18 protein-coding genes, 1 tRNA gene and 2 pseudogenes are annotated in these 24,212 nt (G+C 70.3%); 11 read left to right on the top strand and 10 right to left on the bottom strand.

Going from position 1 to position 24,212, the window contains the following annotated elements; all coding sequences use genetic code 11:
* Window positions 1–1,423: 1,423 nt before the first annotated feature.
* From AB0I49_RS26895 to AB0I49_RS26910, 4 genes are all read right to left on the bottom strand, one after another.
* Complete coding sequence (locus AB0I49_RS26895; protein WP_363229672.1) at window positions 1,424–5,095, bottom strand: tetratricopeptide repeat protein; 3,672 nt, start codon at window positions 5,093–5,095, stop codon at window positions 1,424–1,426.
* A gap of 110 nt (window positions 5,096–5,205) precedes the next feature.
* Window positions 5,206–5,577: a hypothetical protein gene (locus AB0I49_RS26900; RefSeq protein ID WP_363229673.1), complete on the bottom strand. Its 372-nt coding sequence runs from the start codon at window positions 5,575–5,577 to the stop codon at window positions 5,206–5,208.
* 107 nt (window positions 5,578–5,684) lie between these two features.
* Complete coding sequence (locus AB0I49_RS26905) at window positions 5,685–6,227, bottom strand: peptide deformylase (protein ID WP_363229674.1); 543 nt, start codon at window positions 6,225–6,227, stop codon at window positions 5,685–5,687.
* Window positions 6,228–6,250: 23 nt separating this feature from the next.
* A complete protein-coding gene (locus tag AB0I49_RS26910) occupies window positions 6,251–7,225 on the bottom strand; it encodes a helix-turn-helix transcriptional regulator (protein WP_363229675.1) in 975 nt (324 codons plus the stop codon).
* 146 nt (window positions 7,226–7,371) lie between these two features.
* On the opposite strand from AB0I49_RS26910, the gene AB0I49_RS26915 reads away from it, so the two are divergent.
* Genes AB0I49_RS26915 through AB0I49_RS26935 form a run of 5 tightly spaced genes read left to right on the top strand, consistent with a single transcriptional unit; the run spans window position 7,372 to window position 11,900 of the window.
* Window positions 7,372–8,532: a glycosyltransferase family 1 protein gene (locus AB0I49_RS26915; RefSeq protein ID WP_363229676.1), complete on the top strand. Its 1,161-nt coding sequence runs from the start codon at window positions 7,372–7,374 to the stop codon at window positions 8,530–8,532.
* A complete protein-coding gene (locus tag AB0I49_RS26920; protein WP_363229677.1) occupies window positions 8,529–9,233 on the top strand; it encodes a hypothetical protein in 705 nt (234 codons plus the stop codon). Before AB0I49_RS26915 ends, AB0I49_RS26920 begins: the two co-directional genes overlap by 4 nt.
* Window positions 9,230–10,468 (top strand): hypothetical protein, encoded by a 1,239-nt coding sequence (locus tag AB0I49_RS26925; protein WP_363229678.1) that lies wholly within the window; start codon window positions 9,230–9,232, stop codon window positions 10,466–10,468. The genes AB0I49_RS26920 and AB0I49_RS26925 overlap by 4 nt, the downstream gene beginning before the upstream one ends.
* Entirely contained in the window at window positions 10,462–11,337 is an 876-nt protein-coding gene (locus tag AB0I49_RS26930) for a glycosyltransferase family 2 protein (RefSeq protein WP_363229679.1), read from the top strand. Before AB0I49_RS26925 ends, AB0I49_RS26930 begins: the two co-directional genes overlap by 7 nt.
* A 38-nt stretch (window positions 11,338–11,375) precedes the next feature.
* Window positions 11,376–11,900: an ATP-binding protein gene (locus tag AB0I49_RS26935; protein ID WP_363229680.1), complete on the top strand. Its 525-nt coding sequence runs from the start codon at window positions 11,376–11,378 to the stop codon at window positions 11,898–11,900.
* Window positions 11,901–12,414: 514 nt separating this feature from the next.
* Here the strand turns inward: AB0I49_RS26935 and AB0I49_RS26940 are convergent.
* Window positions 12,415–13,292: pseudogene (locus AB0I49_RS26940) on the bottom strand (DUF3631 domain-containing protein); the annotation flags it as partial.
* On the opposite strand from AB0I49_RS26940, the gene AB0I49_RS26945 reads away from it, so the two are divergent.
* The gene (locus AB0I49_RS26945; protein WP_363229787.1) at window positions 13,266–13,391 is read left to right on the top strand and encodes a hypothetical protein; all 126 of its coding nucleotides are present in this window, start codon (window positions 13,266–13,268) and stop codon (window positions 13,389–13,391) included. The pseudogene AB0I49_RS26940 and the gene AB0I49_RS26945 sit on opposite strands and share 27 nt — an antisense overlap.
* A gap of 156 nt (window positions 13,392–13,547) precedes the next feature.
* On the opposite strand, the gene AB0I49_RS26950 is transcribed toward AB0I49_RS26945, so the two are convergent.
* The 3 genes and pseudogenes from AB0I49_RS26950 to AB0I49_RS26960 form a co-directional block, all read right to left on the bottom strand.
* Window positions 13,548–13,901 (bottom strand): hypothetical protein, encoded by a 354-nt coding sequence (locus AB0I49_RS26950; RefSeq protein ID WP_363229681.1) that lies wholly within the window; start codon window positions 13,899–13,901, stop codon window positions 13,548–13,550.
* 114 nt (window positions 13,902–14,015) lie between these two features.
* Window positions 14,016–14,088: transfer RNA gene (locus tag AB0I49_RS26955), tRNA-Arg, on the bottom strand.
* Window positions 14,089–14,304: 216 nt separating this feature from the next.
* A pseudogene (locus AB0I49_RS26960) lies at window positions 14,305–14,703 on the bottom strand (LysR substrate-binding domain-containing protein); the annotation flags it as partial.
* A 130-nt stretch (window positions 14,704–14,833) separates the two neighbouring features.
* On the opposite strand from AB0I49_RS26960, the gene AB0I49_RS26965 reads away from it, so the two are divergent.
* Window positions 14,834–15,757, top strand: coding sequence for a DMT family transporter (locus tag AB0I49_RS26965; protein ID WP_363229682.1), 924 nt, complete (start codon window positions 14,834–14,836; stop codon window positions 15,755–15,757).
* Here the strand turns inward: AB0I49_RS26965 and AB0I49_RS26970 are convergent.
* Together AB0I49_RS26970 and AB0I49_RS26975 are read right to left on the bottom strand one after the other, a co-directional pair.
* Complete coding sequence (locus tag AB0I49_RS26970; protein ID WP_363229683.1) at window positions 15,729–17,084, bottom strand: aldehyde dehydrogenase family protein; 1,356 nt, start codon at window positions 17,082–17,084, stop codon at window positions 15,729–15,731. The two genes, AB0I49_RS26965 and AB0I49_RS26970, sit on opposite strands and share 29 nt — an antisense overlap.
* Before the next feature lie 365 nt (window positions 17,085–17,449).
* On the bottom strand, window positions 17,450–18,592 hold the full coding sequence (locus AB0I49_RS26975) for a helix-turn-helix domain-containing protein (RefSeq protein ID WP_363229684.1): 1,143 nt from the start codon (window positions 18,590–18,592) through the stop codon (window positions 17,450–17,452).
* A 370-nt stretch (window positions 18,593–18,962) separates the two neighbouring features.
* Between AB0I49_RS26975 and AB0I49_RS26980 the strand changes: the two genes are divergently transcribed.
* From AB0I49_RS26980 to hpaD, 4 genes are all read left to right on the top strand, one after another.
* Complete coding sequence (locus tag AB0I49_RS26980; protein WP_363229685.1) at window positions 18,963–20,564, top strand: fumarylacetoacetate hydrolase family protein; 1,602 nt, start codon at window positions 18,963–18,965, stop codon at window positions 20,562–20,564.
* A complete protein-coding gene (gene dapA / locus AB0I49_RS26985) occupies window positions 20,561–21,478 on the top strand; it encodes a 4-hydroxy-tetrahydrodipicolinate synthase (protein WP_363229686.1) in 918 nt (305 codons plus the stop codon). The genes AB0I49_RS26980 and dapA overlap by 4 nt, the downstream gene beginning before the upstream one ends.
* 200 nt (window positions 21,479–21,678) lie before the next feature.
* On the top strand, window positions 21,679–23,181 hold the full coding sequence (gene hpaE / locus AB0I49_RS26990; protein ID WP_363229687.1) for a 5-carboxymethyl-2-hydroxymuconate semialdehyde dehydrogenase: 1,503 nt from the start codon (window positions 21,679–21,681) through the stop codon (window positions 23,179–23,181).
* The gene (gene hpaD, locus AB0I49_RS26995) at window positions 23,174–24,196 is read left to right on the top strand and encodes a 3,4-dihydroxyphenylacetate 2,3-dioxygenase (protein WP_363229688.1); all 1,023 of its coding nucleotides are present in this window, start codon (window positions 23,174–23,176) and stop codon (window positions 24,194–24,196) included. Before hpaE ends, hpaD begins: the two co-directional genes overlap by 8 nt.
* Window positions 24,197–24,212 lie beyond the last annotated feature (16 nt).

The following is a 24,212-nucleotide window of genomic DNA, read 5'->3' on the forward strand; positions in this document are numbered from 1 at the left end:
CGCTCGAGTGCTCACGCGGGGCGGCACCGATGGCCTCGGTCGCCTCCGCCTCGATGAGTTCTTGCAGGATGCGCTCACACACCACCCTGATTGCCTCGACTCCGTCGGCCGCACGTATCGACTCCAGCAGCCGCATCAGGTCAGACTGGGACAGGGCCATCGTGTCCTCCTCGGTTGAACTGCCCGTTCACCAAGGAGACTTGCGCGATGGCCTGCCCTTGTTCAGGGAGCGCTCACCGACAACAGGTGCACGCCCCGGGCAGAGCCCCGCGCGTTCCACACGCGCGACCGGCTACACCACTCGACGGGACGCCATCGGCACTGAACCGGCGGCCATGCGAAGGGAAGCGGCAGGTGATGACATACGACCGGGAGCGCGCACCACCCCCTCAGGGCGGGAGGCCGGATCTCGCCGAGCAGCACGCCTCGCAGACACCTCTTGCCGGGCCCACCAGCGCCCCGTGCGACCCTGTCGTCAGGACTGGTGACCCCGTCCGCACGCCGGAGCCCGCACTGCGGCACAGGGCGAACGCGACAAACTCGCCCCGCGCCTCCAGCAGGCCTTCAACATCTTCGTGGAGAGCCCGCGCCAGGCAGCGGAGGAGGCCGACGGCGTCTTCGGTGAAGCCGTCGCCCAGCTGACCGAAACCCTCACGGAGCGGCACCACGTCCCGCGTGCGGGCTGACAGGACCAGGACGCCGAGGCCCAGACAGAGGTACTGCGACTTGCGCTACGGCAGTACAGGGAGACCACAGAGCTGCTGCTGCGCGTGTAGCGCCCGCCGGTAGGCGAAACTGCCACCCCGCACGAGACGCAGCTGCCGCAGGAAGCCGGTGCCCAGGCCCACACCGGTTGACCATGCGGCGGCTGCGTCCTGGAACAGGCCCGATCGCCGAGGCCGCCGTCCGTCTCGTTCCGCGTGCGCGGACCGCCTCCGGAAGCGGCGCCCCGCAGCGGAACCCGATCCCGATGAGGCGGCGGAACCCGTGCAGGAAGGCGCTGATCCGTCGGGAGAAATATCGGGACCTGGCGCCCCGTCCGCTCACGTACCACTCACGCAAACGGCCCCGGACGAAGAGTCCGAGGCCGGGTAAAGCTCCTCCCTGGGGGTGAAACCCCAGGTCAGAGCGGTTTTGCATGGTGCCCCCGGCAGGATTCGAACCTGCGACACCCGCTTTAGGAGTTTTCCCTGGGCGAGGCTGTGACCTGCGTATACATCGGCCGCAGGGTGTCTGGCCTGGGAAAACTCCCCTCCCTAGTTCTCATGTGTTCGCGGGGATTCCCGACCTCATGTGTGCTGAATCCGTTCCGCGTCGACTCTGTCTGACGAGGCATCGGCTGTTCGTGCAGTCGGGACCGAATCCTTCCCTGTCACTTTGTCCTGCCTGTGACTGCCGACAACGTGTGCGGTGCATGCTGTCGCTAGGAATCGCCGTCGTCGGCACGCACGGCCATCAGAACCCGTTGGAGCGCGGTGACCCGCGGATCCCCAACTGGCCGGACCTCCAAAGCGCTTTCCAGCAACGCCTCGAGTTCGCCCTGCGCGGCGCGCGGCCGGCCCGCCTCCCACAGGAGTTGGGCTCTCCGGTATCGAGCATCCCAGACCGAGTCGTGATGCGCCCCGTGTATACGGGTGCATCCCTCTGCCATCGCCTTGAACTGTTCGGCGCTCTCCGCTGGACGTTTCGCCCGGCTCAGTCCCTCACCGAGGTTCTTGCGCGCCATCAGTGTCTCTGGATGGTCGGGTCCGAGTACGCGTTCTCGACGCTCTACGACGTCATAGAACCGAGGAATGGCCTCGGCGAGCATCCCTTGATTCCCCAGCGCCATAGCCAAGTTGTGGTTCATTGTCAGAGTCTCGGGATGGTCGTCACCGAGGACGCCCAGGCATGCGTCCCGTGCATCTCGGTACTCTGCCGCTGCTTCAGCGAACCGCTCTTGATCGGCCAGTAGGAAGGCCAAGTTCCCATGGACGGACAGGGTCTGTCGGTGATCATGTCCCAGGATGCGGGCGCATACCGACAGGATTTCTCGGTATGCGGCTTCGGCTTCACCGACGGATCCCTTGTCATCCGAAATACGGGCGAGGGACAGTCGGGTGGCGAGCGTCTCGGGATGTTCAGGACCGAGCCTGCGTTCCTGGATTTCCAGGATTGCTGCCTGCTCCTTCTCAGCTTCGTCGAGATGGCCTTGGATGCGCATGACGACAGCAAGGTTGTGGCGTAGGGTCAGTACCAGTGGCTGATCGTCGGAATGCTTGTCAGCGGCATCCGTGAGCGCTTCGCGGTAGATCGCCGCGGCCTCGTCGAGTCTTCCAAAATCCTTCAGCGCGACCCCGAGGCTATTGCGGGCGGTGATCGTGTCTGGATGTGCTGGCCCCAACGTCTGCCGTTCCTCGTAAGCGATCTCCCGCAGTTGACGGATAGCTTCTTGCAGCTTCCCACGTGCGTGTAGGACCCCTACTAGATCGTGTCGGATGTCTAGACGCCCGCTATCGTCCTCCGGCATGGCGCTCAGCGCCTGCTGTAGTTGTTCCTCGGCATTGGCAAGGCTTCCCTGCTGAAGCAGGAGCGCGCCAAGCGATGCTCGAACACTGGCAACGTTACGGTGAGAGCTGCCGAGGACGCGTTCTTGCAGAGTGAGGACCTTGCGCATCTCGGATACGGCGTCGTCCGTACGTCCGACGCGTCCCAAGGCCATCGCCCACTCGAAACGGGCGTTGAGCGTGACTGGGTGATGTTTCCCGTGGCGTGCAGTTGCCGCTTTCAGGATCGCCCGGTACACCGATTCCGACTCAGTCACTTCGCCGAGCAAGCGCAGTGCCGCGGCATGGCTGTTGCGACCCACCAGCACGTTGGGGTGCTCATCGATCAGTTGCTTCTGCTGCGCGTCGGTGAGTTCTGCGAAGACCGCCGCTGCACCCTTTGCGTCGAGTTCGCCTTGCCGCATTTGCAGCACGGCCAAGGTGTGGCGAGCGTCGAGTGTCTCGGGATGATCGGGCCCGATGATGCGCGTTCGCGCATCGAGTACGGCTCGGACTTCGGCCTCCGCCGCAGTGAACTCCTGGCGCAGCATGAGGGTGCTGGCCAGGTTCGCGCGAGTGATCAGCGTGGACGGGTGCTCGTCTCCCAGAACCTCTTCTTCTAGCTCGAGTACCTGGCGGAAGGCTTCCTCGGCGCGCTCGTTCTGCCCTTGGTCGCGGAGCGAGATCGCAAATTCATGCTTAGCTTCGAGGACATCGGGGTGCTTCTCTCCGAGCTCGGCTCGCAGACCTTCCAGCACCTGCCTTCCCTCGTCTGCCGCTTCATCGAGGCGTCCCATGCTCCTGATGCAGATCGCACGACCGTGCCGTGACCGCAACGTAGTGGCTGCCTCTGCGCCAAAGAGCTTGGACTCATGACGGATTACCTCGTCGTACTCGCACTCTGCTTCCGCGAGCTTTCCTCGTCGACAGAACACCCTTGCCCGTTGGTAGCGCACGGACAGCGTGGTGGAGTCGGCCGACCCGAACTGCCTGACGCATTCCTCCACAATCCGGTCGAGTTCGGACTCGGCAGCCTTGAGATCGCCCATCTCCTCGACCGCGACTGTCCGATGCCTGCGGATGTTTACCCCGATCCAAGGGGAGGTCTGTACGGAATCGATACGCTCCAGCGCTTCGTCCGCTAGTTCGCAGGCCGCTATGTAATCGCCCCGGAAGTGCAGATGGGACACGGCGACCCCGGCAGCGATCAACACGCCGTTGAGCCGGTCGTCGGCAGCGGTACCCCATCGTGGCAACCGGCGCATCATGACCAGCCAGTGTGGGATGAGCCCCTGCCAGGCTGGCCAGGAACTCGGATCCCGTGGGTTCTCCATGTACGGGGTGGCTGCCACTAGCAGGTCGGCGGCCGAGCCCCAGATCTCTCGGTAGTCCCCGGGCTCCGCGAGGAGCGGGTTGACCGACACCTCGGCCACGAGCCGGTGGATCCGGTATGGCGACCCTGCTGAGTGTGTGTCAACCCCGAGGAGGCCGAACCTCCGCAAGCCACCAAGGGACTTTCTGATCGCCCGAGGTGGCAGCTCTGTGGGCCACATGCTCAGGGCAGCAATCGTGGAAGGGGAGAGGAGAGGGATGGGCAGGGAGGCGGTCGGGGCGAAACAGGACAGCAGCTGCAGCAACCCGCGGGCATGCGGCGTGCCCTGCCGTTCGAGAAGAGAGAGGGACAGCTGCCACGTACCGGCAATTGTCCGGCGGGCCCGATCCTCCTCGCCGCGCAGATCCCCGTGCATGCTCTCGGTCACGTCGTCGAGGAATAACGGAGAATCGCCGAGGGCGTCGACATACTCGGCGAAGGTCTGCGCCTCGGCCAGTGGATCGTTGTGCGCCATGGCCAGGTATGAGCCCGCCAGGTAGAGGGCGAGCGGCAGGGCGCCCAGTCGGTCGGCCAAGGCCCTGGAAGACTCCGTGTCGCCTGCCTCCGGAGCCAATTCCCGGAGGACCCGGGCCGCGAATTCGAGTTCCAGGGCCTCCAGCCTGTGGAGCCGCGTGATCCGGCTGCCCCAGGACTGCTCGTTGCCGTCCCTTGTGGTGACCAGGACGCCCTGTGACCTACCGGCTGGGGGCCTGACCCAGCCCGTGGCGTCGGCCAGGGCGGCACCCGGGCAGGACAACACGTCGAGGTCATCGGCATCGTCGAAGATGAGCAGCCACGGGCGATCCATGGTCGTGAGATGGCGCCACGCCAAGTCGGCCGCAGGCCGTCCGCCCTTCTCCCACGCATGGGCTACGTGCTCGGTCGGAGCCCCGGCGAGGAGGGCTGCGTGGCGCATTCCGTCAGCCACAGCTGCTGCGGATCCGGCCTGGATCCAGAAGACTTCGACGTCGGCTTCCTTGGCCCGCTGAGCTGCGCTCAGGGCAACCGTCGTCTTGCCCACACCGCCCATTCCCGACAGGACTTGGATACGTGGGTGATCCGCCGCGTCGGCCTGGGCCAGGGCCGAGAGTGTTCCGTCCCGGCCCAGCACTGCCTCGGGAAGCCTGCCATAGGGGGCCTCCACCGATCCCAATGCAAGCAGTTCCTGGGGGGTGGGGTTGGGGCTGGTGAGACTCATCCCCATGTTGATGATGGCGCCGCGGAGGTCCGCCCCCGGGGCGTTCAGGCCCGTCGAGCCGATAACGCTGTTCGCTGTCGTGTCCCGAGCAGGCTCGGGCGGATTTGTAATCACTGCCCCTGCTCAGACCGGCCAAAGGACATGTTGATGGCGCCCTTGAACGTTGCTCCGGGTGCGTTCAGGCCATGGGAGTCGCGCACACTGTTGGTGGTACCCGTCGGCCGGGCCAGGAGCGACTGCAGGTCTTCCAGCTCGCGCCGGAATTCTGGGTCGGCTGCGGCCTCGCGACGCAGCGCTTCGCCCAGTGCGGCGACAGCATCCGGATCGTCGGCACCCTGCCCCTCCAATGCGGCAACAGCTCGGTCGTCGCTGGAAAGGCGGCTCCGCAAGCGCCTCCACAGGTCCGTCGCGACAGCCTCACTCAGGCTTCCACTGAAACCGCCCAGTGCTGCCAAGGCCAGCTCGGAGAACGCTAAGTCCATCTAAACTCCCAGGAGTTACTCGTGGTGCCGGGCGGTCAACTCTAGTGGCGTAAGCGGACTCGGTGCGATGTGCCCTGGGTGTGTCCGCGCTGGCGTAGGTAATGGGGTCAGGCGTCGTTGTAGACCCAAGCGCTGCCGGTCTGCCGGTACTCCTCAATGGGGATCGGCTCGACCCCGGCGCGCATACGGGCGGTGTAGAGCAGCCCGTCGAGGTGGTCAATCTCATGGTGGACGAGGCGGGCGAGGCCGTGTTCGTACACGGTGGTCACTCTCTCGCCGGTCAGGGCCGTGGTATCCACCGTGATCTTCAGGGGGCGGGGCACGAGGCCCCGGACGTCGAAGAAACTCAGGCAGCCCTCGTACTGCTCGTCCGTCTCGCCGGAATGGGCGGTGATCCGCGGGTTGAGCAGGATGATGGCGGGCGCGTCGCCAGGCGGTTGGACGACGGCGGCGGCGCGTGCGATGCCGATCTGCGGGGCCGCGATGCCCATGCCCTTGGCGAAGGGATGGATCTGTCCGATCCGTTCCATCGCGGCGAACAGCTCGTCGGTGATGTGCTCGGCCTCGTCGCGATCGGTGGGCAGGTCGAAGGCACGGGTCGGTTCGGTGAGGATGCCGGCGCCGTGCTGGACGACTCCTAGGTCTCGCATACGCTGGCTGGGCCGCACGTCAATCACCTGAACTCCTCTTGATCCGTGTCGCGTTCGGGCCGGGCTCGGAACCGCCACTCAAGACGGTACCGAGCGTGCAGGGCGGGTGTGGTCGTGATCCAGGTGAATTGCCGTAGCTCGCCGTCGTCGCTGCGGACGGGAGGGGTACGCAGCGGGGAGGCTTCGGCAGTCATGGAGGTCTCGGTGCCCCACACGACCGGATCGAGAGCGGCAGGGAAGACGAGCTGGACTTCAAGGCGCTCGGTGGGCAGGCGTACGGCTCTCTGGAACCAGTGGCCCCATTTGTCGTCGCCGACGGTGTAGGCGTACTCGATCCACACGGACTCGTCGGGGTAGACCGGGAAGCGGCCGTGTTCGTTGTCGAACAGCAACCAGACCTCCTTGAAGGCGTCGCGGTCGTGCTTGGCCTCCCAGCGCATCGCCTCGCCCCGGCAGGCAGCCGTCAGCGCGAGTGCGTCCCAGGTCAACGGGTGTGCTCTGTAGTGAACGTTGGACCGCTCGGGGGCGCCGGGGTAGCGGTCGACGGAGATGCGGATAAGGTAGCGGGTCACCGGTTCGTCGCCGGTGTTCCGCAGGCGCCGGCGCATGGTGAGCTGGTAGTTGCTGCCGTCGTACTGGAGCCGGGCGGCGTCGTGCTCGACGACGAGGGCCGATCCGGTCGCGTACGGCTGCTCGGGCCTGCGCTGGCCAGACGATGACACTTCCGGGCGTCGAGTGCGGGCCTTGGCCTGTTCGTAGTCGCACCAGCGCCGCCAGATCGCCTTCCCGGCATTCAGGGCCTCGTCGGCAAGCCGCGAGAACTCCTCGGTGGGCTTGGCGCGGCCGGACTCGACGTGGCTGACGTAGGACGGGTCGAAGCCCATGGCCCGCGCTAATGCTCGCTTGGACATGCCGCGTACTTCCCGCCAGCGCGCCACCTCGGCCGCGTAGTCCTCGGCCGCCTGCTCGACGGTGATCTCCTCGCTGTGCGCGTCCATCGAAGCTCCGCCCCGCGTCCTCGTTGGTGAGCATGAATGAACCGTGAGTGATCCAAGTTCATCATCCCGTCACGGCCTTCGTAGCCGTTTTCCTTCCCTTACCGGCCCGGATCGATCCTCCGGGCATATGAGGGAGGCGATGCGCGATGCGCGTGCTGTATTCGCTGAACATCTCCAACCCCGACCGGCTGTCTGCTGATTCGGGTTGGATCTTCGCGGACTTGCTGGCCCCGGCCCTGGCGGACGCCGGGGCGGAGGTGACCATCGCGGCCCCGGCTGCGGCCGGGGATGCCCGCTGCGGCTTCCGTCAGACGAAGGTGCCGGGGACGAAGTACCGGGCCCGCTTCTCTGCGGACATCGACGAGTTGGCGACACTGATCCGGGTCGAAAAACCGGATGTGGTGGTGGCCAACCAGATCGAGGAGGCTCCTGCGATCCGCACGGCTCTGCTGGAGGCCGGGTCGGATGCGCTGCTGGCCGGGTACTGCCACTACCTGCCGTTCTCCTTCGCCGACGGCGGCCAGCTCCTGCTCGACCCGTCCTTGAACGACGTGGGGCTCGGCCGACCGGTGCTGCTGGCGTTCGCCGCCGGCCTGGCCGCCTGCGACCGGGTGATGGCGCACTCCTCCACGGCCGCCTCCTGGATCACGGCTGCAGCAGCCCGTATGACCGTTGACCTCGGCGAGAAGCTGCGGGTGGTGCCCGCCCCGCGTGATGAGCGCTTGGTCCGAGACCCGGCCGTCTCCCGGTCGACCTCCGGCACGGGCGGAGCGATCGGCGTCTACAACCACCGGCTGTACGCGCACTACGGCACCGGCCAGTTCGTGGACCTGGCCCGCGAGCTGAGGGCCTCCGGCACGGTGCGGCTGCGGGTCATGGACCTGTTCGGCCAGCGCCGGGCCGAACGGCAGGGACTGGACGACAGCCCCGAGAAGATGCGCGACCTGCTCGCCGCCCTGCCACACGTTCAGATCGTCTCCGACCGCGGCGACCGCGTGCGCTACAAGAACCTGCTGGCCGGCGCCCGCTTCGGCATCGCCCCGTTCCGGCCAGGCTGCCCCTGGTCGATGAGCGTGATCGACTGCCAGGGAATGGGCCTGCCGGTCATCTCGCCCAAGCTGGGCTGGCTCGCCGAGCACATTGACTCCGAGCTGTGCTTCACCACCTCGGCCGAGGCTGTCGCGTTGGCCGAACGGCTGGCCACGGACGACGAGTTCCATGCACTCCACGCCAAGCGGGCCCACGCCTCCACCGCCGACTTCACCCCCGCATTGGTGGCAGCCCGCTACCTGGAGGCGATCTCGTGACCGAGTTTGACGCGGTGCTCCTCTCATACGACGAGCCGATGGCCAACTCCCTGCACGCCCGCCTCCAGCGGGCCCTCGGCGGCACGGTCAAGCGCCTGCACGGGGTGCACGGGATGCGTCGGGCCTACCGGCTGTGCGCCGAGGTCGTCGACCGCGAGCAGTTCTTCCTCGCCGACGGCGACTTCGCCATCGACACCGACTTCGACTCCGCAGTCGTGGAACCGCTGGACGAGGGTGTGTCCATGCGGGTGTGGCGTGCGGTCAACCCGGTCAATGGCCTCTCTTACGGCTACGGCGGGCTGAAGCTGATCCGCCGCAGTGCCCTGCGCGAGATGGGCGAGGCCGTGGACGTGCTCGCCGCCCTCCCAGGCCGCATCGAGTTCGCTGCGTCGGCCGCCGGGATCACGCGGTTCAACCAGAGCCCCTTTCACGCCTGGAAGGCGGGTTTCCGCGAGTGCGCGATGCTCGGCCGCGGCAGCGAGTACGGCATGGCCGACGACGACGCTCGCCAGAGGGTGGAGGCGTGGGCGAGGAGCCACAGCGGTGAGTTTGCCGCCTGCGCCGCCGCCGGAGCTCGTGAGGGCGTCGCATTCGCCCGCGAGGCCGCCCGTGATGCGAAGCGGTTCGACCATCTCAACGACCCCGCATGGCTGCGGGAGAGGTTCACCGCCGCCCACGGGGACCAGGCGGTGTCCGGATGACCGGCTGCGCGCTCGTGCTCATCGAGCCGCACGCACACCGCTTGGGCGGGCACCACCAGCGCACGTTGGTGGCCCTGGCCCAGGCCCGGCCCGGCAGCCTGGTCATCGCCCCGCATGGGGTCACCAGCGAGGCGATCACGGCCCTGCGCGAAGCCGGTGCCCGGCTGGTGACCGCGCCGGCCGGGCGTCAGGCGGGTGTTCTGCTGGTGGCCTCCCGGCTGGCGGCCTGGCTGTCTGCGGCCGGGCGGCGTCTGTTCCGTTCGCGCCGCTGGCCCCGTCGGCTGCGGCGTCTACCGCACCAGGTCACCCTCATCGCCCGCTGTCTGGCTGAGGCAGCCGCGCTACGGTGTGCCCGCCGTCTGGAGCCCACCGCCGAGGCGGTGGTGATCCTGACTGCGAGCGAGGCCCTGCACGGGGCCGCCGCCCTTCTCGGTGGCCAGCCGCACCTTCGGTTTGTCCACGAAGCAGTCACCGCCGAGGACGCCGCAGTGCGACTGCTCGGCCGACTCGCCCGCCGTGGCGAGAGGCAGGTGATCGCCCTCTACCCGACTCGGGCCGTGGGCGATCAGTTCGCCACCGCCTTCCCCGGCCTGCCCGCGGTGGTGCGGGCCTTTGCGGTCGACGACGGCTGCCGCCTCACCGATGCCGAACGCGACGGCGGTCGGGTCGCCTTCGGCATCCCCCCAGCCGAAGCCGTGGTGTGCCTGGTGGGCGGCTGGTGGCCGTACAAGGACATCACCACCATCGACGCCGCCCTGTCCCGGCTGAAGGAGCCGCTGCACCTCATCGTCACGGGCGCCCCACTCGACGACGCCATGCTGGAACGGTGGCGATCCCTGCCCGATCTCCAACTGCACACGGTGCCCGGCCCCGTCGCGGAGAGCGTGCTGCGGCTGGTGTACGGCGCCTCAGACGCCGCCCTGGTGGCCAGGCATCCCGGCGTAGGCAAGGAATCCGGGCTCGTGATGGACGCCATACGCCTCGGCGTTACCCTCGTCGTCTCTGACCACGATCCCGAGCTGACCGCCCGCCTGCACGGCCTGCCCTGGGTACTGACCTTCCCTGCCAGCGACCCGGACGGCCTCGCCGACGCCCTGCACACCGTGGTCCGACAGCCGCCGGAGTACCCCGGCCCGGAGACACCCGGCCTACTAGGGATGCCATCGGCCGCCGAGCAGGCCGACTTCCTCACCCGCACCTTCGCCTGCCTCCGTACGGAGGAGCCACGATGCTGAGCACACCCCCAGCCCTGATCGCCGTCATCGGGCCCGTCGAACCTCCGCTGCTGGCCGCCTGGGTCCGCCACTACCGACGGCTGGGCATCGAGCGATTCCTGATCGCTTTCCACTTCCCCGAGCACGTCGCCGACCAGCAGCGGCACGAACTCCAGGCCGCCAGCCGCGAGCTGGGCATCACCCCCACTGGTACCAGCACCGGCCCGTGGCACGAGCACACCAACACCCAGCTCAGAGAAGCCCTGCGGCACCGGTCAGGACCCGGCTGGCACTTGCTCGCGGACGCTGACGAGTTCCAGCAGTACCCCTCCCCACTGGACGAGGTGATTGCCCAGGCCGACAAGTCCAGGCATCGCGTGGTCGGCGGGCTGATGCTCGACCGCGTCACCGCGAGCGGACGTCTGACCGGCTGGCAGCCCCAAGGCGGACTGGACCTGGCCTACCCCCTCGGCGGTTACCTCACCCACCGGCTCCTGCACGGCGACCCCCGGAAGATCGTCCTCGCTCGCCACGACGTCACCGTGGCCTCCGGCAATCACCGGGCGCCCGGCCACAAGCCAGATGCGGACCGTCTCTGCGCGGTGCACCACTTCAAGTGGCGCTCGGGCGTCCTCGATGACCTCCGCCGCCGCATCCAGCACTTCTCCTCCGGTACCTGGCAGGAACAGACCTCGGCCGTGCGCGAGGAGGCCAGCCGCCTCCTGACGCACGTCGGCCAGCACGGCGGCGTACTCAACATCAGCGACCCGCGGTTCGCCTTCCGCCGGGTGAGCCTGGACCGGATGCCCCTCGGCTGGCCCGCCGAGGCACGTGGCGTCTTCACCACATGGCGCCCGCACATGCAGAGCGGCCAGGATCGGAGACAATGACCGCGCTCGCGCACGCCCGTCGCGGAAGGGAAGACCACGTGCCCCTCGCTGTTCTCCTGGCCGGTCTGACTGGCTCCGGCAAGACGACCGTCGCCCAGGCCCTGGCTGGCCAAGGCTTCACCCGGCTGTCCGTCGACGAGGAGGTCCACCGCCTCCACGGCCGCTACGGCGTGGACTACCCCGAACACACCTACTTCGAGCGCGAACGGCCCGCCGTCGAGGCGATCCGGCGGCGGTTCATCAAGGAGATCGAGGCCGGGAACGACGTCGTCCTGGACCACGGGCTGTGGTGCCGCGCCGAGCGCGATGCCTGGCGACAGGCCGTCCGCGAAGCAGGCGGCCACCCTGTGGTCGTCTACCTCCCCGCCGACCGCGACGAGCTGCTGCGACGCCTGACCGAGCGCAACCAGCGCGCGGACGCCAACGCCCTCACCGTCACCCCTGAAGCCCTCGACGACTTCTTCGCCCGCTTTGACCCACCAGCCGATGACGAAGAAGTAGTCGTTCATCGTGGAGACCTGAGTGCGCTGGTCGCTGCCCTATCCGCAGGCCGCCGTACCTGAGCATGGCACCGCGTGACCACGGCACGACCCAGCGCCGCCGTGCTTGTAGTGACTGTGGAGCCGGGGGGCTCGTGGTGACTGCTCCGGCGCGCTCGGGTGTCGCCGCATTAGGCATCGACCCGCCCTGCGCGCTGGCAGTTGGGGTCGGGCTTGTGACGGCGGACGAGTGGCAACGACGGCGGTTCGATTCGTTCTTCCCCCAGGCTTCGGTCCGCCCTCGGCCGAAGCCTGACGGACCTGTGCCCCCTGGTGCTGGTCCGACCTCGCCCTTTCGGAGAGTGGTCGGCGGAAGCTATGCTTCCGCCCCAACTTGCTGCTGTTCGTCGGCCCAGGCCGGACCATCCTCGGCGGTGGGGCGGTGTCACGTGCGTCGCATGCGTTGCGTGCCTGGTCAGCACAGGTACGGACTTCCGGGCAGGTACGAAGAAGTGCGTCCCGGCGAGAAAGTCCGTCCCCGCGCTGACCTGCGCGGGGACGGACGCGACGCAGTGCTACGGGCTGCGCCCTGGTGGGATCAGAGAGTGCGCTTGGGCCCGGCGAGGCCGCCGGGCGGGCCGATGGGCAGCGATCCCGCCGGAGCTGCGGGCGGCCTGGTCTGGGCCGGGCGGGCAGGCGCAGCGCCGGGTGTGGGCTCGGGTGTCGCCTCGGTGAGGTCGGGGCAGTTGCGTGCCCAGGCATCCAGGAATCGGATGCGCATGTACGCCTTGGCCTGCCTGCCCTTCTCGAACCGGTAGTTGGCCGAGCCGATGTTGAAGTCCCGCAGCAGGTTGCCCAGGTGGTCGGCGTTCAGTCCTTTGGTGCCGTACTCCGCCCATGGGGCGTCGGCGTCCTGGATCAAGGCGGCGACCAGGTCCTGAGTGGACAGGGCCTCGGGGTTCTGGTTCTCAGCGAAGATGCGGTGGATGTCGCGCAGCAGCCGTGTATTCAGGCTGCTCTGCTCGTCCTGGACCGCCTTGTGCCGGGTCATGGCCACACACGCGGCGCGGGCGCGGGCGGGCCAGTGGCCGCCGGCCGGGTCGGCAATGGTGACCAAAGGATCCCAGGTGTCCGCCGCCCGGTCCTCCACCGGCATGCCCGGAATCAAGCGGGCTGCCTCGCTGCGCAGCGGGCCCAGCCAGGCAGCCAGCTTGTCGCGCAGTACGTTGAGTTCTGGCACTGAATCCCGCAAGCGGAACGAAGCGACCTTCTCACCCGTCTTGCGCTTCTGCATCCGCAGTACGACCGCCCGGTCCATGATCGTGTCCGGAAGGTCGCCGATCCCCGCGAGCGCGGCCATGGCGAAGGTCGGGTACGGGGTCGGTTTGTGCTCGGGGCCGGAGATGCGCCAGGCGGGCCGGTTGCGCTGGTGCCCGGCTTGAACAGGCCGTGCAGGTCCTCCTTGTCTCCTGCCTTGGGACGCTGGACACGTACGGCCATCTCTTCCCCGACCGTCTCGACGAGGTCTCGAAGAAGATCCACAAGCGACGGGCGAAGCAACTCGCCAAGGCGTAGGGCAAGTTGCAAAAGGCGGAGAAGAAGGCTCGCAAGGCCGCAGATATGGTGGCTGCCCTGGAGGGCGTTGCGGTGTGATGTGTGCCTGATCCGTGCCGAGACCAGCCAGATGCTGCCGGTCAGCCGACGGGGCGGCACCTGGCGGCAGGATGCCGCTCAGCTGTTCCGCGGGGCCCGGTTCATGTACGGCCGCATGAAGGCGTCCATTGCCTCGGCAGCGTCGCGCATCGCCAGCCTGCTGATCTCCTCAGGGACCTCGCGGTCGTCGTAGACGAAGAGGCGTCCATCCACGAGGTCGGTCTTCGGCTGCCAGTCGAGGCGACGACCCGCCTCGCGCGCGGCACGTCGTACGTCCTTGAGGTCGCCCCTTTCTTCGAGGTCGTCGCTGCTCAGGACCAGCTGTCCGTGGTAGCCCTGGTATCCGGGCTTTAGCGAAGCCTTCATCAGAGTCTCCAGGTGGTCGACCAGGTTGTCGTGACGGCGCTTGGCCAGTTCGTCCTTAGCGGGCATCGCGGTACAGCTCCCCACCCTCTGCGCACACCTGATGTGTGCTAAATCCGTGCCGGACGGCAGAGGCCCTGTCGCCCCAACGGGTGACAGGGCCTCTGACCTGCTACTTAAACGTGCCCCCGGCAGGATTCGAACCTGCGACACCCGCTTTAGGAGAGCGGTGCTCTATCCCCTGAGCTACGGAGGCGGGCGGACGGGCCGTGTGGTGGGCACGCGGGGGCCGTTTCGACCACTGACAGGGTAGCGGATGCGGTGGGCGGGTTCGATGGAGTGGGGTCAGGGGGTGGAGGGGCGGGTTTCCGCTGCTTGTCGGAGGAGGGTCATTACGTGGCCGATGTCCGGGCGGCGGGCTGTGCCGGGGCGGGTGGTGGCGAAGACGGTGCGGGTTACGGGGTGGGTCAGGGGGCGGAGGCTGAGCGAGGCGTGGGCTTCGGGCAGGGCCAGGCGGGGGGAGCAGGGCCACGCCCGCGCCCGCTGCCACCAGCGCGGTCAGTACGGAGAAGTCGCTGCTGCGGGCGCGGATGTCCGGTACGAAGCCGGCCGCGCCGCACGTTCGCTGGATCATCTCGTAGCACGACGCGTCCGGGCTCGGCGTGAGCCACGAGGCGTCCGCCAGGCGGGACAGGTCGGCGGATTCCCGTACCCCCAGGCCCAGGCGTGCCGCGTGGTCCGGGTGCAGTGCCAGCAAGACCGGGTCGTCCATCGGCCATGACTGCTCATACCCTGCCGGGAAGTCGCGGGGGAGGACCGTATAGCCGTGGACGACCGCCAGGTCCGTTTCCCGTCTGCGCAGGGCCTCCAGCGATTCCTCCGGTTCCTGCCGTGAGGTGCAGCGTCAGGGCGCTCCCTTCCGCACCGCCCGTCGGGGCCGCCCATGTCGGCGGCAGCAGGGTACGGGCCGCCGACGCGAAGGCCGCCGCGCGGACCACCCCGTGCCCGCCCCCGCGCAGCGCCGCCAAGTCCGACTCCGCCGCGGCCAGGTCGCCCAGGACCACCTCCGCGTGGGCCACCAGCAGTTCGCCCGCCACCGTCTCGCCGTCGCCGCCGTCGCTCTTGCGGCCGTCGCGCCCTTCGCTCGTGCACGGCTCCCGCGGCGGCGCGATCTGCCGCTCGTCGCGCGCTGCGGGGCCACGGGCATGGCCGCCTATCAGACGCTCCTCAACTGGGGCGAGGTCCACGTCGAGGCCGGTGCCGCCAGCCTGCTGATCTCCGCCGCACCTGTCTTCAGCGTGCTGCTCGGTGCCGTCTTCCTCCCCGCGTCGGAACCGCTCACCCGCCACGTGCTGGTCGGCAGTGCCGTCGCGATCGGGGGGTGCGCCCTCGTGGCTCTCGCCGGCGGGGCGACCGCGTTCAGCGCCGGGGCCCTCGTCGTACTCGCCGCCGCGGTGGTCCAAGGGACCTACCACTTCGCCACCAAGCCCCTGCTGCGCCGCTACAGCGGGCTCGAAGTGGCCACGTACGCCATGGTCGCCGGCACGGTCTTCGGGCTGCCCCTCGCGCCCGCCGCCGTACGCGCCGCGGCCCACGCCCCGCTCTCCGCCCTCGCCCCCGCGGTCTTCCTGGGGCTGCTGCCCTCCGCCCTCGGTTTCGTGATCTGGGGGTACGCCGTCGCCCGGCTACCCCTCGCCGCCTCCACCGCCGCCCTCTACCTCGTACCGCCCGTCGCGCTCGCCGTCTCCTTCGTCTGGCTCTCCGAAGTGCCGCACCCCCTGGCGCTGTTCGGCGGTGCCGTCACCGTGCTCGGCGTCTTCCTCATCAATCGCGGCCGTCGACGTACGGCGGTCCCTCGGGCAGGGGGCGGCGAGGGGGCTCCCGGGGTCCGGGCCGTCAGCCCAAGTGCATCCACACCCCCTTGACCTCCGTATACGCGTCCAGCGCGTACTTGCCCATCTCCCGCCCCCACCCGCTCGCCTTGAAGCCGCCCCAGGGCGCCGCGCTGTCCGGTACCGGCGGCATGTTGACGAAGACCGCGCCCGCCCTGATGTCCGCCACCATCCGGTGAGCGGTCGTCAGGTCCCTGGTCCATACGGCCGCGGCCAGCCTGTACTCGGTGTCGTTGGCGCGCGGGCCGAGCTCCTCCGGGTCGTCGTAGGCCAGGACCGGCAGGACCGGGCCGAAGAGTTCGTCGCGTACGACCGACATGTCGTCGCGTACGCCCGCGAAGACGGTCGGGCGGTAGAAGTGGCCCTCCTCCAGGGCGCCGTCCGCGCGGGCGCCCCCGGTGACGACCTCCGCGCCCTCCGCGATGCCCGATCTGACGCCCGCCTCGACCTTGGCCAGGTGCTCCGCGCTGACCAGCGGGCCGAGTTCGGTGGCCGGGTCCAGGCCGTGGCCCAGGCGGAGGGCGGCGGCAGCCGTGGCGAGCTTGTCCGTGAACTCGTCCACGCGGCGGCGGTCGACGTAGAAGCGGGTGTACGCGGCGCAGACCTGGCCCGAGTTGAGCAGCGCGCCGCGCAGGTTGCCCGCGACCGCCGCGTCGATGTCGGCGTCGGCGGCGATGATGCTGGGGGCCTTGCCGCCCAGTTCCAGGGTGGGGCGTTTGAGGTTTCCGGCGCAGGCGCGGACGATGTCGCGGCCGACGGCCGTGGAACCGGTGAACGAGACCTTGTCCACCCCCGCGTGCGCCACCAGGGCCCGGCCCGGCGCCGGGCCGCCGGTCAGGAGGTTGACCACGCCGGCCGGTACGCCCGCCCGCCGGATCAGCTCGACCAGCCGCAGCGTCGTCAGCGGCGTCTGCTCAGCCGGTTTGACGATCACCGTGTTTCCGCAGGCCAGCGCGGGTGCGATCTTCCAGGCCGCGATCATCAGCGGGAAGTTCCACGGAGTGATCAGCGCGCAGACGCCCACCGGCTCGCGCCGCGTGTAGTGCACCGTGTCCGGGAAGTCCACCGGCGCCACCGCGCCCTCGATCTTGGTGCACCACCCGGCGTAGTAGCGGAAGTGCTCCGCCGCCCCCGCGACGCTCACCCCTCGCGCCACGCCGATCGGCTGGCCCTGGTCGCGGGTCTCCAGCTCCGCCAGCTCCCGCGCGTGCTCCTCGATCAGCTCGGCCGTACGCCACAGCAGCCGCGCCCGTTCGGCGGCCGTGATCCCCGCCCACGCCGGGTCGGTGAGCGCCACCCGCGCCGCCGTCACCGCGGCGTCCACATCCGCCTCGCCCGCCTCGGCCACCCATCCCGTCACCGCGCCGCTCGCCGGGTCGTAACTCGCGAACCGCGCGCCGTCGGCCGCCTCCGTCCACTCGCCGGCTATCAGCAGCCGGCCCTGGATCTCCCGCGCCGCCTCTTCCGCTGAGGCGGGTGTTCGCTCTGACCGCTCTGACTGCTCCGATCGGTCTGACCGCTCCGGCCGGTCTGACCGCTCCGGCCTTGACCGCTCCGGCCGGTCTGGCTGCTCCGATCGCTTCTCTGTCTGCTTCTTCGCCCGCATGCGGCTCCTCCAGCGCTCGGATACGGCGTCCTCCCCTCCCACCCTTCCGGGCAGCGCTGTCCGGCACTTGACCGTGAGCGAACAGCCCTTGTCCAGCACTGCTCACACCCCGCCGCTGCTCACACCCTGCGTGGCCGCCGCCCCGCGCCGCCCGCCGGTCGTTGCTCGCCCGTCAGCCGGTATCCGTCCGTCAGCTGGTGCTCGCCCGCCGGCCCGTACTCGTTCGCCGCCCGGAACTCGTCCCCCGGCCCGTACTCGCCCGCCGACCGGAACTCGCGCGGACTCGCCCCGTACGCCGCCCGGAACGCCCGGCTGAAATGCGCCGCGTCAACGAACCCCCAGCGCGATGCGATCACCCCCACCGGCCGGTCCGCCAGCAGCGGGTCCCGCAGGTCGCGGCGGCAGTGCTCCAGGCGCCGCGACCGGATCCAGGAGGAGACCGTCGTCCCCTCCGCCCGGAACAGCTTGTGCAGATAGCGCGTGGAGACGAAGTGCGCGGCGGCGATCATGTCCGGACCCAACTCCACGTCCCCCAGATGCTGTTCGACGAAGGCCGTGATCCGCGTCAGCAGCGCCCGCCGCCCCGACGCCGGGCGCGGCCGGTCGCCGGCCCCGGACCCGGTCCCCTCCAACTGGTCCGCGACCAGCGTCACCAGCAGATCCACGATGTTGTCCGCGAGCCGTACGCCGCCGGGCCCCTCGTACCCCTCGTACTCCTCCAGATGTCCGGCCAGCCGCAGCAGCAGCGCGGAGACCAGCGCGCCCGTGCCGTGCTGCCCCCGGACGCGTACGGCCGTGATCCGGGCCACGTCCCGCGGCGGGATGCGCAGCAGCCGGCGGGGGAGCATCAGCACCAGCTGGCGGTAGCTGTCGTCGAAGGCGAGCGTGTACGGGCGCGTGGTGTCGTACACCGCGAAGTCGCCCGGCGTCAGCGGGGCTTCGCGGCCGTCCTGGCTCAGTACGCAGTAGCCGCGCAGTTGGAGGCCGAGCTTGAAATAGTCCTCGGTGGAGGCGGCGATGGCGCGCGGCGTGCGGTGCACCGCGTGCGCGGTCGCGGCGATCTCCGTGACCTGGAGCTCCCCCAGCCGTACGCCGTGCAGCTCGCCCTCGAACGGGCCCGCGCCCGGGTCCGCGCGCAGCGGCACGAACGCGTCGCAGATCACGCTGCGCCAGAAATCGAAGCGCTCGGCGGCCGACAGGCCGGCCGTGCGCAGGGTCAGGGACACGGCGCCTCCCACCAGCAGCGTGTATGCCCGAGCCATGCTGCCGGGCGCTACCGCCGTTGCCAAGGGCGAGTCGCCCGGCGGCGTTCGCTGCCGGTCAAAGGGTGTGCGTTCTCGGACAAGAAGCTTCCGGCGGGCATCCGCAGACTCGGACCACCACGTGCCGCGTCCCCGACCTGCCTCTGATGCCTCTGATGTCCCCGGTCCCCCCCCGATGCCCTCGGCCTCTCCGATGCCGCTGACGCCCCTGACGCCCCTGACGCCGCTGACGCCCTTGACACCCCTGATGCCCTCGGCCTCCCCGGCCCCTCTTCCGTATGACGCCTCGCCGCCCTCCGTCTGATGCCTCCCCCCTCCGCCTGACGCCTCGCCGTCCTTCCGCCTGGTGCCTCGACGCCCCGGAGCCCTCATGCCCCACCCGCTCGGTTCCGCCCCCGGCAAGATCGTCGCCGTCCACCTCAACTACCGCAGCCGCGCCGCCGAACGCGACCGCCTCCCCGACCGGCCCTCCTATTTCCTCAAGCCCCCCACCTCCCTCGCCGGCAGCGGCGACCGGCTGATCCGGCCGCAGGGGTGCGAACTGATGGCCTTCGAGGGCGAGATCGCGCTGGTCATCGGCGAGCGGGCCCGGCAGACGCCCCTGGAGTCGGCGTGGTCGTACGTCCGGTGGGTGACCGCCGCCAACGACGCGGGCGTGTACGACCTGCGCCACGCCGACGGCGGCGCCAACCTCCGCTCCAAGGGCGCCGACGGCTTCACCCCCCTCGGGCCCCGGCTGCTCGACGCCCGCACGCTGGACCCGGCCGGGCTCCGCCTGCGCACCTGGGTCAACGGGGAGCCGGCGCAGGACGACACCAGCGACCATCTCCTCTTCCCCTTCGCCCAGCTGATCGCCGACCTCTCCCGCACCATCACCCTGGAGCCGGGCGACGTCATCCTCACCGGCACCCCGAGCGGGGCCGGCGTCGTCGTGCCGGGCGACCTGGTGGCCGTAGAGGTCACCGGCGACGGGCAGTCGACCGGCCGGCTCGCCAACCGCGTCGCGGAGGCGGCCGGTCCGCTGGCCGACGTCGGCGCGATGCCGCGGCTGCGGCCGGAGGACAGGGCGGCGGCCTACGGGCGTAGGGCCGAAGCCCGTACGGGGGCGGCTTACGGGCGTACGGCCGCGGATGCCCGTACGGCGCCGTACGGGCATACCGCAGCGGAAGCGCGTACCCCAGAAGAGGCCCTCACCGGACCCCACCGCGCCGCCCTCGCCCAGATCTCCGTCGCCACCCTCGCCTCCCAGCTGCGCAAACGCGGCTACGACGGCTTCTTCATCGACGGCGCGCGCCCCACCCGCCCCGACCTGAAGCTCGTCGGGGTGGCCCGTACGCTCCGCTATCTGCCGCTGCGCGAGGACCTGGCCCCGGCGTACAGCGGCGGCATGAACGCGCAGAAGCGCGCCGTGGAGTCCGTACGGCCCGGCGAGGTCCTGGTCATGGACGCGCGGCGGGAGGCGGACGCGGGCACGCTCGGCGACATCCTCGCCCTGCGCGCGCACCGGCGCGGGGCCGCGGGCATCGTCACCGACGGCGGGCTGCGGGACAGCGCCGCCGTCGCCGCGCTCGACATCCCGGTCTACTCGTCCTCCGTGCACCCGGCGGTGCTGGGCCGCCGCCACATCCCCTGGGACACGGATGTGCCGATCGCCTGCGGCAACGCCCTCGTGCGGCCGGGGGACGTGCTGGTGGGCGACGCCGACGGGGTGCTCGTACTGCCGCCGCGCCTGCTGCCCGAGCTGATCGCCGACTCCCTGGAGCAGGAGCTCCAGGAGGAGTTCATCGCCGAACGCGTCGCCGAGGGCGCCGCCATCGAGGGGCTCTACCCGCTGGGATCCAACTGGCAGTCTGAGTACGAGCGTTGGCGCACGCGAGGCGACAGCGGCGACCTCAGCACCGACCCCGACACCTTCCCCACCGCCCCCACCGACCGACGTCCCGCCGACCGCCCCCAGGAGGCAGCACAGTGAGGTTCCGCAGCGACCCGCGCCGCATCCGGGGCTCCATAGCCCCCGTCGTCACCCCCTTCGGCGAGGACGGCGCGCTCGATCTCGACGGCCTGCGCGCCCTCGTGAACTGGCAGCTCGACTCGGGCTCGCACGGCATCTCCCTCGGCGGCTCCACCGGGGAGCCCGGCGCGCTGCGCACCGCCGAGCGCGTCGCGGCCATGGAGGCGGCGGCCGAAGCCGTCGACGACCGCGTGCCGTTCGTGCCGGGCACGGGCTCGGCGCGGCTGGACGAGACGATGGAGCTGACCGCCGCCGCCCGCGACCTGGGCGCGGACGCGGCGCTGGTGATCACCCCCTATTACGCGCGTCCGACGCAGGAGGCCCTCTACCGCTGGTACGCGGCCATCGCCAAGGAGTTCCCCGACCTGCCGCTGGTCGTCTACAACGTGCCTTCGCGCACCGCCGTCGACATCGCGCCGCAGACCGTCGCCCGGCTGTTCTTCGACTTCGAGAACATCGTCGGCGTCAAGGAGACCACCAAGGACTTCGAGCACTTCTCCCGCACGTACTACGCCTGCGGGCGCGAACTGCTGATGTGGTCCGGCATCGAGCTGCTCTGCCTGCCGCTGCTCGCGCTCGGCGGGGCGGGCTTCGTCTCGGCCCTGGCCAATATCGCGCCCGCGCCCGTGGCCCGGATGTACGAGCTGTGGGAGGCGGGCGACCACGACGGCGCCCGCGAACTGCACTACCGGTTGCACCCGTTGGTCGACCTGCTCTTCGTGGAGACCAATCCGGCCCCGGCCAAGTGGGTGCTGGCGGACGCCGGGCTGCTGGCGTCCGCGCATGTCCGTACGCCGCTGATCGAGCCCACCGAGGCGGGGGTCGCGCGCATCCGGGAGCTGCGGGCGGCAGCCGCCGACCTGCTCTCCTTCTGACGCCGCCACGATCGACCGCCGCGATCGACCGCCGCGACCGACCGCCGCGACCGACCGCCGCGACCGACCGCCGCGACCGACCGCCGCGATCGACCGTTGCCCCGCCCGAGCCCCCGACCGCTATCCCGCCCGAGCCCCCGACCGCTATCCCGCCCGAGCCCGCGCCCGAGCCCGAGCCCGCGCCGACGAGAGTGACAGCCATGACCCCGCGAACCCCGGCCGACCTCCCCAGGCTGATCCGCCACTACATCGCCGGCGCCCACGCCGAGTCCGCCGACGGGCGTACCTTCCCCAACGCCGATCCGGCGTCCAACCGCCCGTACTGCGAGGTCGCCTCCGGCGGCGCCCGCGACGTCGACGCCGCGGTGGCCGCCGCCGGGGAGGCGTTCGCGCGGGGCCCCTGGCCGCGGCTGAGCGCCCGCGAGCGGGGCCGGGTGCTGTACCGGATCGCCGACGCCGTCGAGGCCCGCGAGGACCGGCTGGCCGAGCTGGAGTCCTTCGACACGGGTCTGCCCATCACCCAGGCGCGCGGGCAGGCGCGCCGCGCCGCCGAGAACTTCCGCTACTTCGCGGATGTGATCAACGCGCTGCACGAGGCCGCGTTCCCGACGGCCGCCCAGGTCGGCTACGTCGTCCGGAAGCCGGTCGGGGTGGCGGGGCTGATCACGCCGTGGAACACCCCGTTCATGCTGGAGAGCTGGAAGCTGGCGCCGGCCATCGCCGCGGGGTGCTCCGTGGTCCTCAAGCCCGCCGAGTTCACTCCGCTGTCCGCCTCCGTGTGGCCGCAGATCATGGCGGAGGCCGGGCTGCCCGCCGGGGTCTTCAACATGGTCCACGGCACCGGGGAGAGCGCGGGCGCGGCGCTGGCCGGGCACCCGGACGTACCGCTGATCTCCTTCACCGGCGAGACGGCCACCGGGCGGACCATCATGCGCACGGCGGCCGAGGGGCTCAAGGGGCTGTCGATGGAGCTGGGCGGCAAGTCGCCGTGCGTGGTCTTCGCCGACGCGGATCTGGGGGCGGCGGTGGACGGGGCGCTGTTCGGGGTGTACTCGCTCAACGGGGAGCGCTGCACCGCCGGTTCGCGGATCATCGTGGAGGAGTCGGTCTACCCGGAGTTCGTCGCGCGGTTTGCGGAGCGCGCCGACCGGACGCGGGTCGGGCGGCCCGACGACCCGGCGACGGAGATCGGCGCGCTCGTCCACCCCGAGCACTACGAGCGGGTCCTCGGGTACGTGGCCGCGGGCGTCAAGCAGGGCGCCCGCCTGGTCGCGGGCGGCGAGCGCCCCGCCCACCTGCCGACCGGCAACTATCTGGCGGCCACCGCCTTCGCCGACGTCACACCGGACATGCGGATCTGGCGCGAGGAGATCTTCGGCCCGGTAGCGGCGATCGCCTCGTTCCGCGACGAGGAGGACGCCATCCGGCTCGCGAACGACACGCGGTACGGCCTCGCCGGCTACGTATGGACCTCCGACCTGGCGCGCGGACACCGGGTGGCGCAGGCGATCGAGGCCGGGATGGTGTGGCTCAACTCCCACAACGTCCGCGATCTGCGCACGCCGTTCGGCGGGGTCAAGGCGTCCGGGGTGGGGCGGGAGGGCGGCGAGAGCAGCATCGACTTCTATACGGAGCGGCAGCTCGTGTCGGTCGCGACGGGCGATACGAGGACGCCGCGCTTCGGGAGCGCGGACGATGACTGACGCCGCCGGCCGCGAACTCCCGCCCCCGCCGGACGTCGTGCGCTCCGGCTACGCCCAGCTGGTCGTCACCGACCTGGCGCGGGCCCGCTGGTTCTGGGCGGACCTGCTGGGCCTGCACGTCCAGTACGAGGACGACGCGTGCCTGTGCCTGCGCGGTACGGACGAGCTGACGCACCACTCCCTGGTGCTGCGCGCGGGGGAGACGGCGGCGCTGGACCACCTCGCATACCGGGTGCGGAGCGGGGCCGACGTGGACCGGGCGGAGGCGTTCTTCACGGCGCTCGGCAGGCCGGTGCGGCGGGTGCCGAAGGGGGAGGGGACGCACGGGGTCGGCGACGCGGTGCGGGTGCTCGACCCGCTCGGCTTCCCTGTGGAGTTCTTCTACGGGATCGAGCCCGCGGAACGGCTCATCCAACGCTACGACCTGCGGCGCGGCGCGGAGATCGCGCGCCTGGACCACTTCAACATCTGCACCCCGGACGTCCCGGCGGCCTACGCGCACTACACGTCGCTGGGTTTCGGCTGCTCCGAGACCATCGAGGGCGACGCGCACGAGCTGTACGCGGCCTGGATGTACCGCAAGCAGACCGTCCACGACGTCGCCTTCACGGGCGGCGCGGGCCCGCGCCTGCACCACCTCGGCGTGGCCACCCACGAGTCCCACCAGGTCCTGCGCACCGCCGACCTGCTGGGCGCCCTCCGCCAGGAACACCACATCGAACGCGGCCCCGGCCGGCACGGCGTCTCCAACGCCTTCTACCTCTACCTCCGCGACCCCGACGGCCACCGCGTCGAGCTCTACACCACCGACTACTACACCGGCGACCCCGACCACGAGACCTACCGCTGGAGCGTCCACGACGACCGCCGCCGCGACTTCTGGGGCAACGCCGTGATCGAGTCCTGGTACAAGGAAGCCTCCCCCGTCCTCGACCTGAACGGCCGCGTACAGCCCGTATCCGAAACCACCCTGGACGAGTCCGCGGTACGGGTGGGGGCGGACGGGCTGGGGTGAGAGGCGTGTCGAGCTT

The sequence above is a fragment of the Streptomyces sp. NPDC050617 genome, assembly GCF_040654795.1.
In the GTDB taxonomy this organism is placed as follows: Bacteria; Actinomycetota; Actinomycetes; order Streptomycetales; family Streptomycetaceae; genus Streptomyces.

Bases quoted from the DNA above. Each gene is read 5' to 3' on its own strand.
- AB0I49_RS26895 (WP_363229672.1), bottom strand. From the start codon at position 5,095: ATGAGTCTCACCAGCCCCAACCCCACCCCCCAGGAACTGCTTGCATTG.
- AB0I49_RS26900 (WP_363229673.1), bottom strand. From the start codon at position 5,577: ATGGACTTAGCGTTCTCCGAGCTGGCCTTGGCAGCACTGGGCGGTTTC.
- AB0I49_RS26905 (WP_363229674.1), bottom strand. From the start codon at position 6,227: ATGCGAGACCTAGGAGTCGTCCAGCACGGCGCCGGCATCCTCACCGAA.
- AB0I49_RS26910 (WP_363229675.1), bottom strand. From the start codon at position 7,225: ATGGACGCGCACAGCGAGGAGATCACCGTCGAGCAGGCGGCCGAGGAC.
- AB0I49_RS26915 (WP_363229676.1), top strand. From the start codon at position 7,372: ATGCGCGTGCTGTATTCGCTGAACATCTCCAACCCCGACCGGCTGTCT.
- AB0I49_RS26925 (WP_363229678.1), top strand. From the start codon at position 9,230: ATGACCGGCTGCGCGCTCGTGCTCATCGAGCCGCACGCACACCGCTTG.
- AB0I49_RS26930 (WP_363229679.1), top strand. From the start codon at position 10,462: ATGCTGAGCACACCCCCAGCCCTGATCGCCGTCATCGGGCCCGTCGAA.
- AB0I49_RS26950 (WP_363229681.1), bottom strand. From the start codon at position 13,901: ATGCCCGCTAAGGACGAACTGGCCAAGCGCCGTCACGACAACCTGGTC.
- AB0I49_RS26975 (WP_363229684.1), bottom strand. From the start codon at position 18,592: ATGGCTCGGGCATACACGCTGCTGGTGGGAGGCGCCGTGTCCCTGACC.
- AB0I49_RS26980 (WP_363229685.1), top strand. From the start codon at position 18,963: ATGCCCCACCCGCTCGGTTCCGCCCCCGGCAAGATCGTCGCCGTCCAC.
- hpaE (WP_363229687.1), top strand. From the start codon at position 21,679: ATGACCCCGCGAACCCCGGCCGACCTCCCCAGGCTGATCCGCCACTAC.
- hpaD (WP_363229688.1), top strand. From the start codon at position 23,174: ATGACTGACGCCGCCGGCCGCGAACTCCCGCCCCCGCCGGACGTCGTG.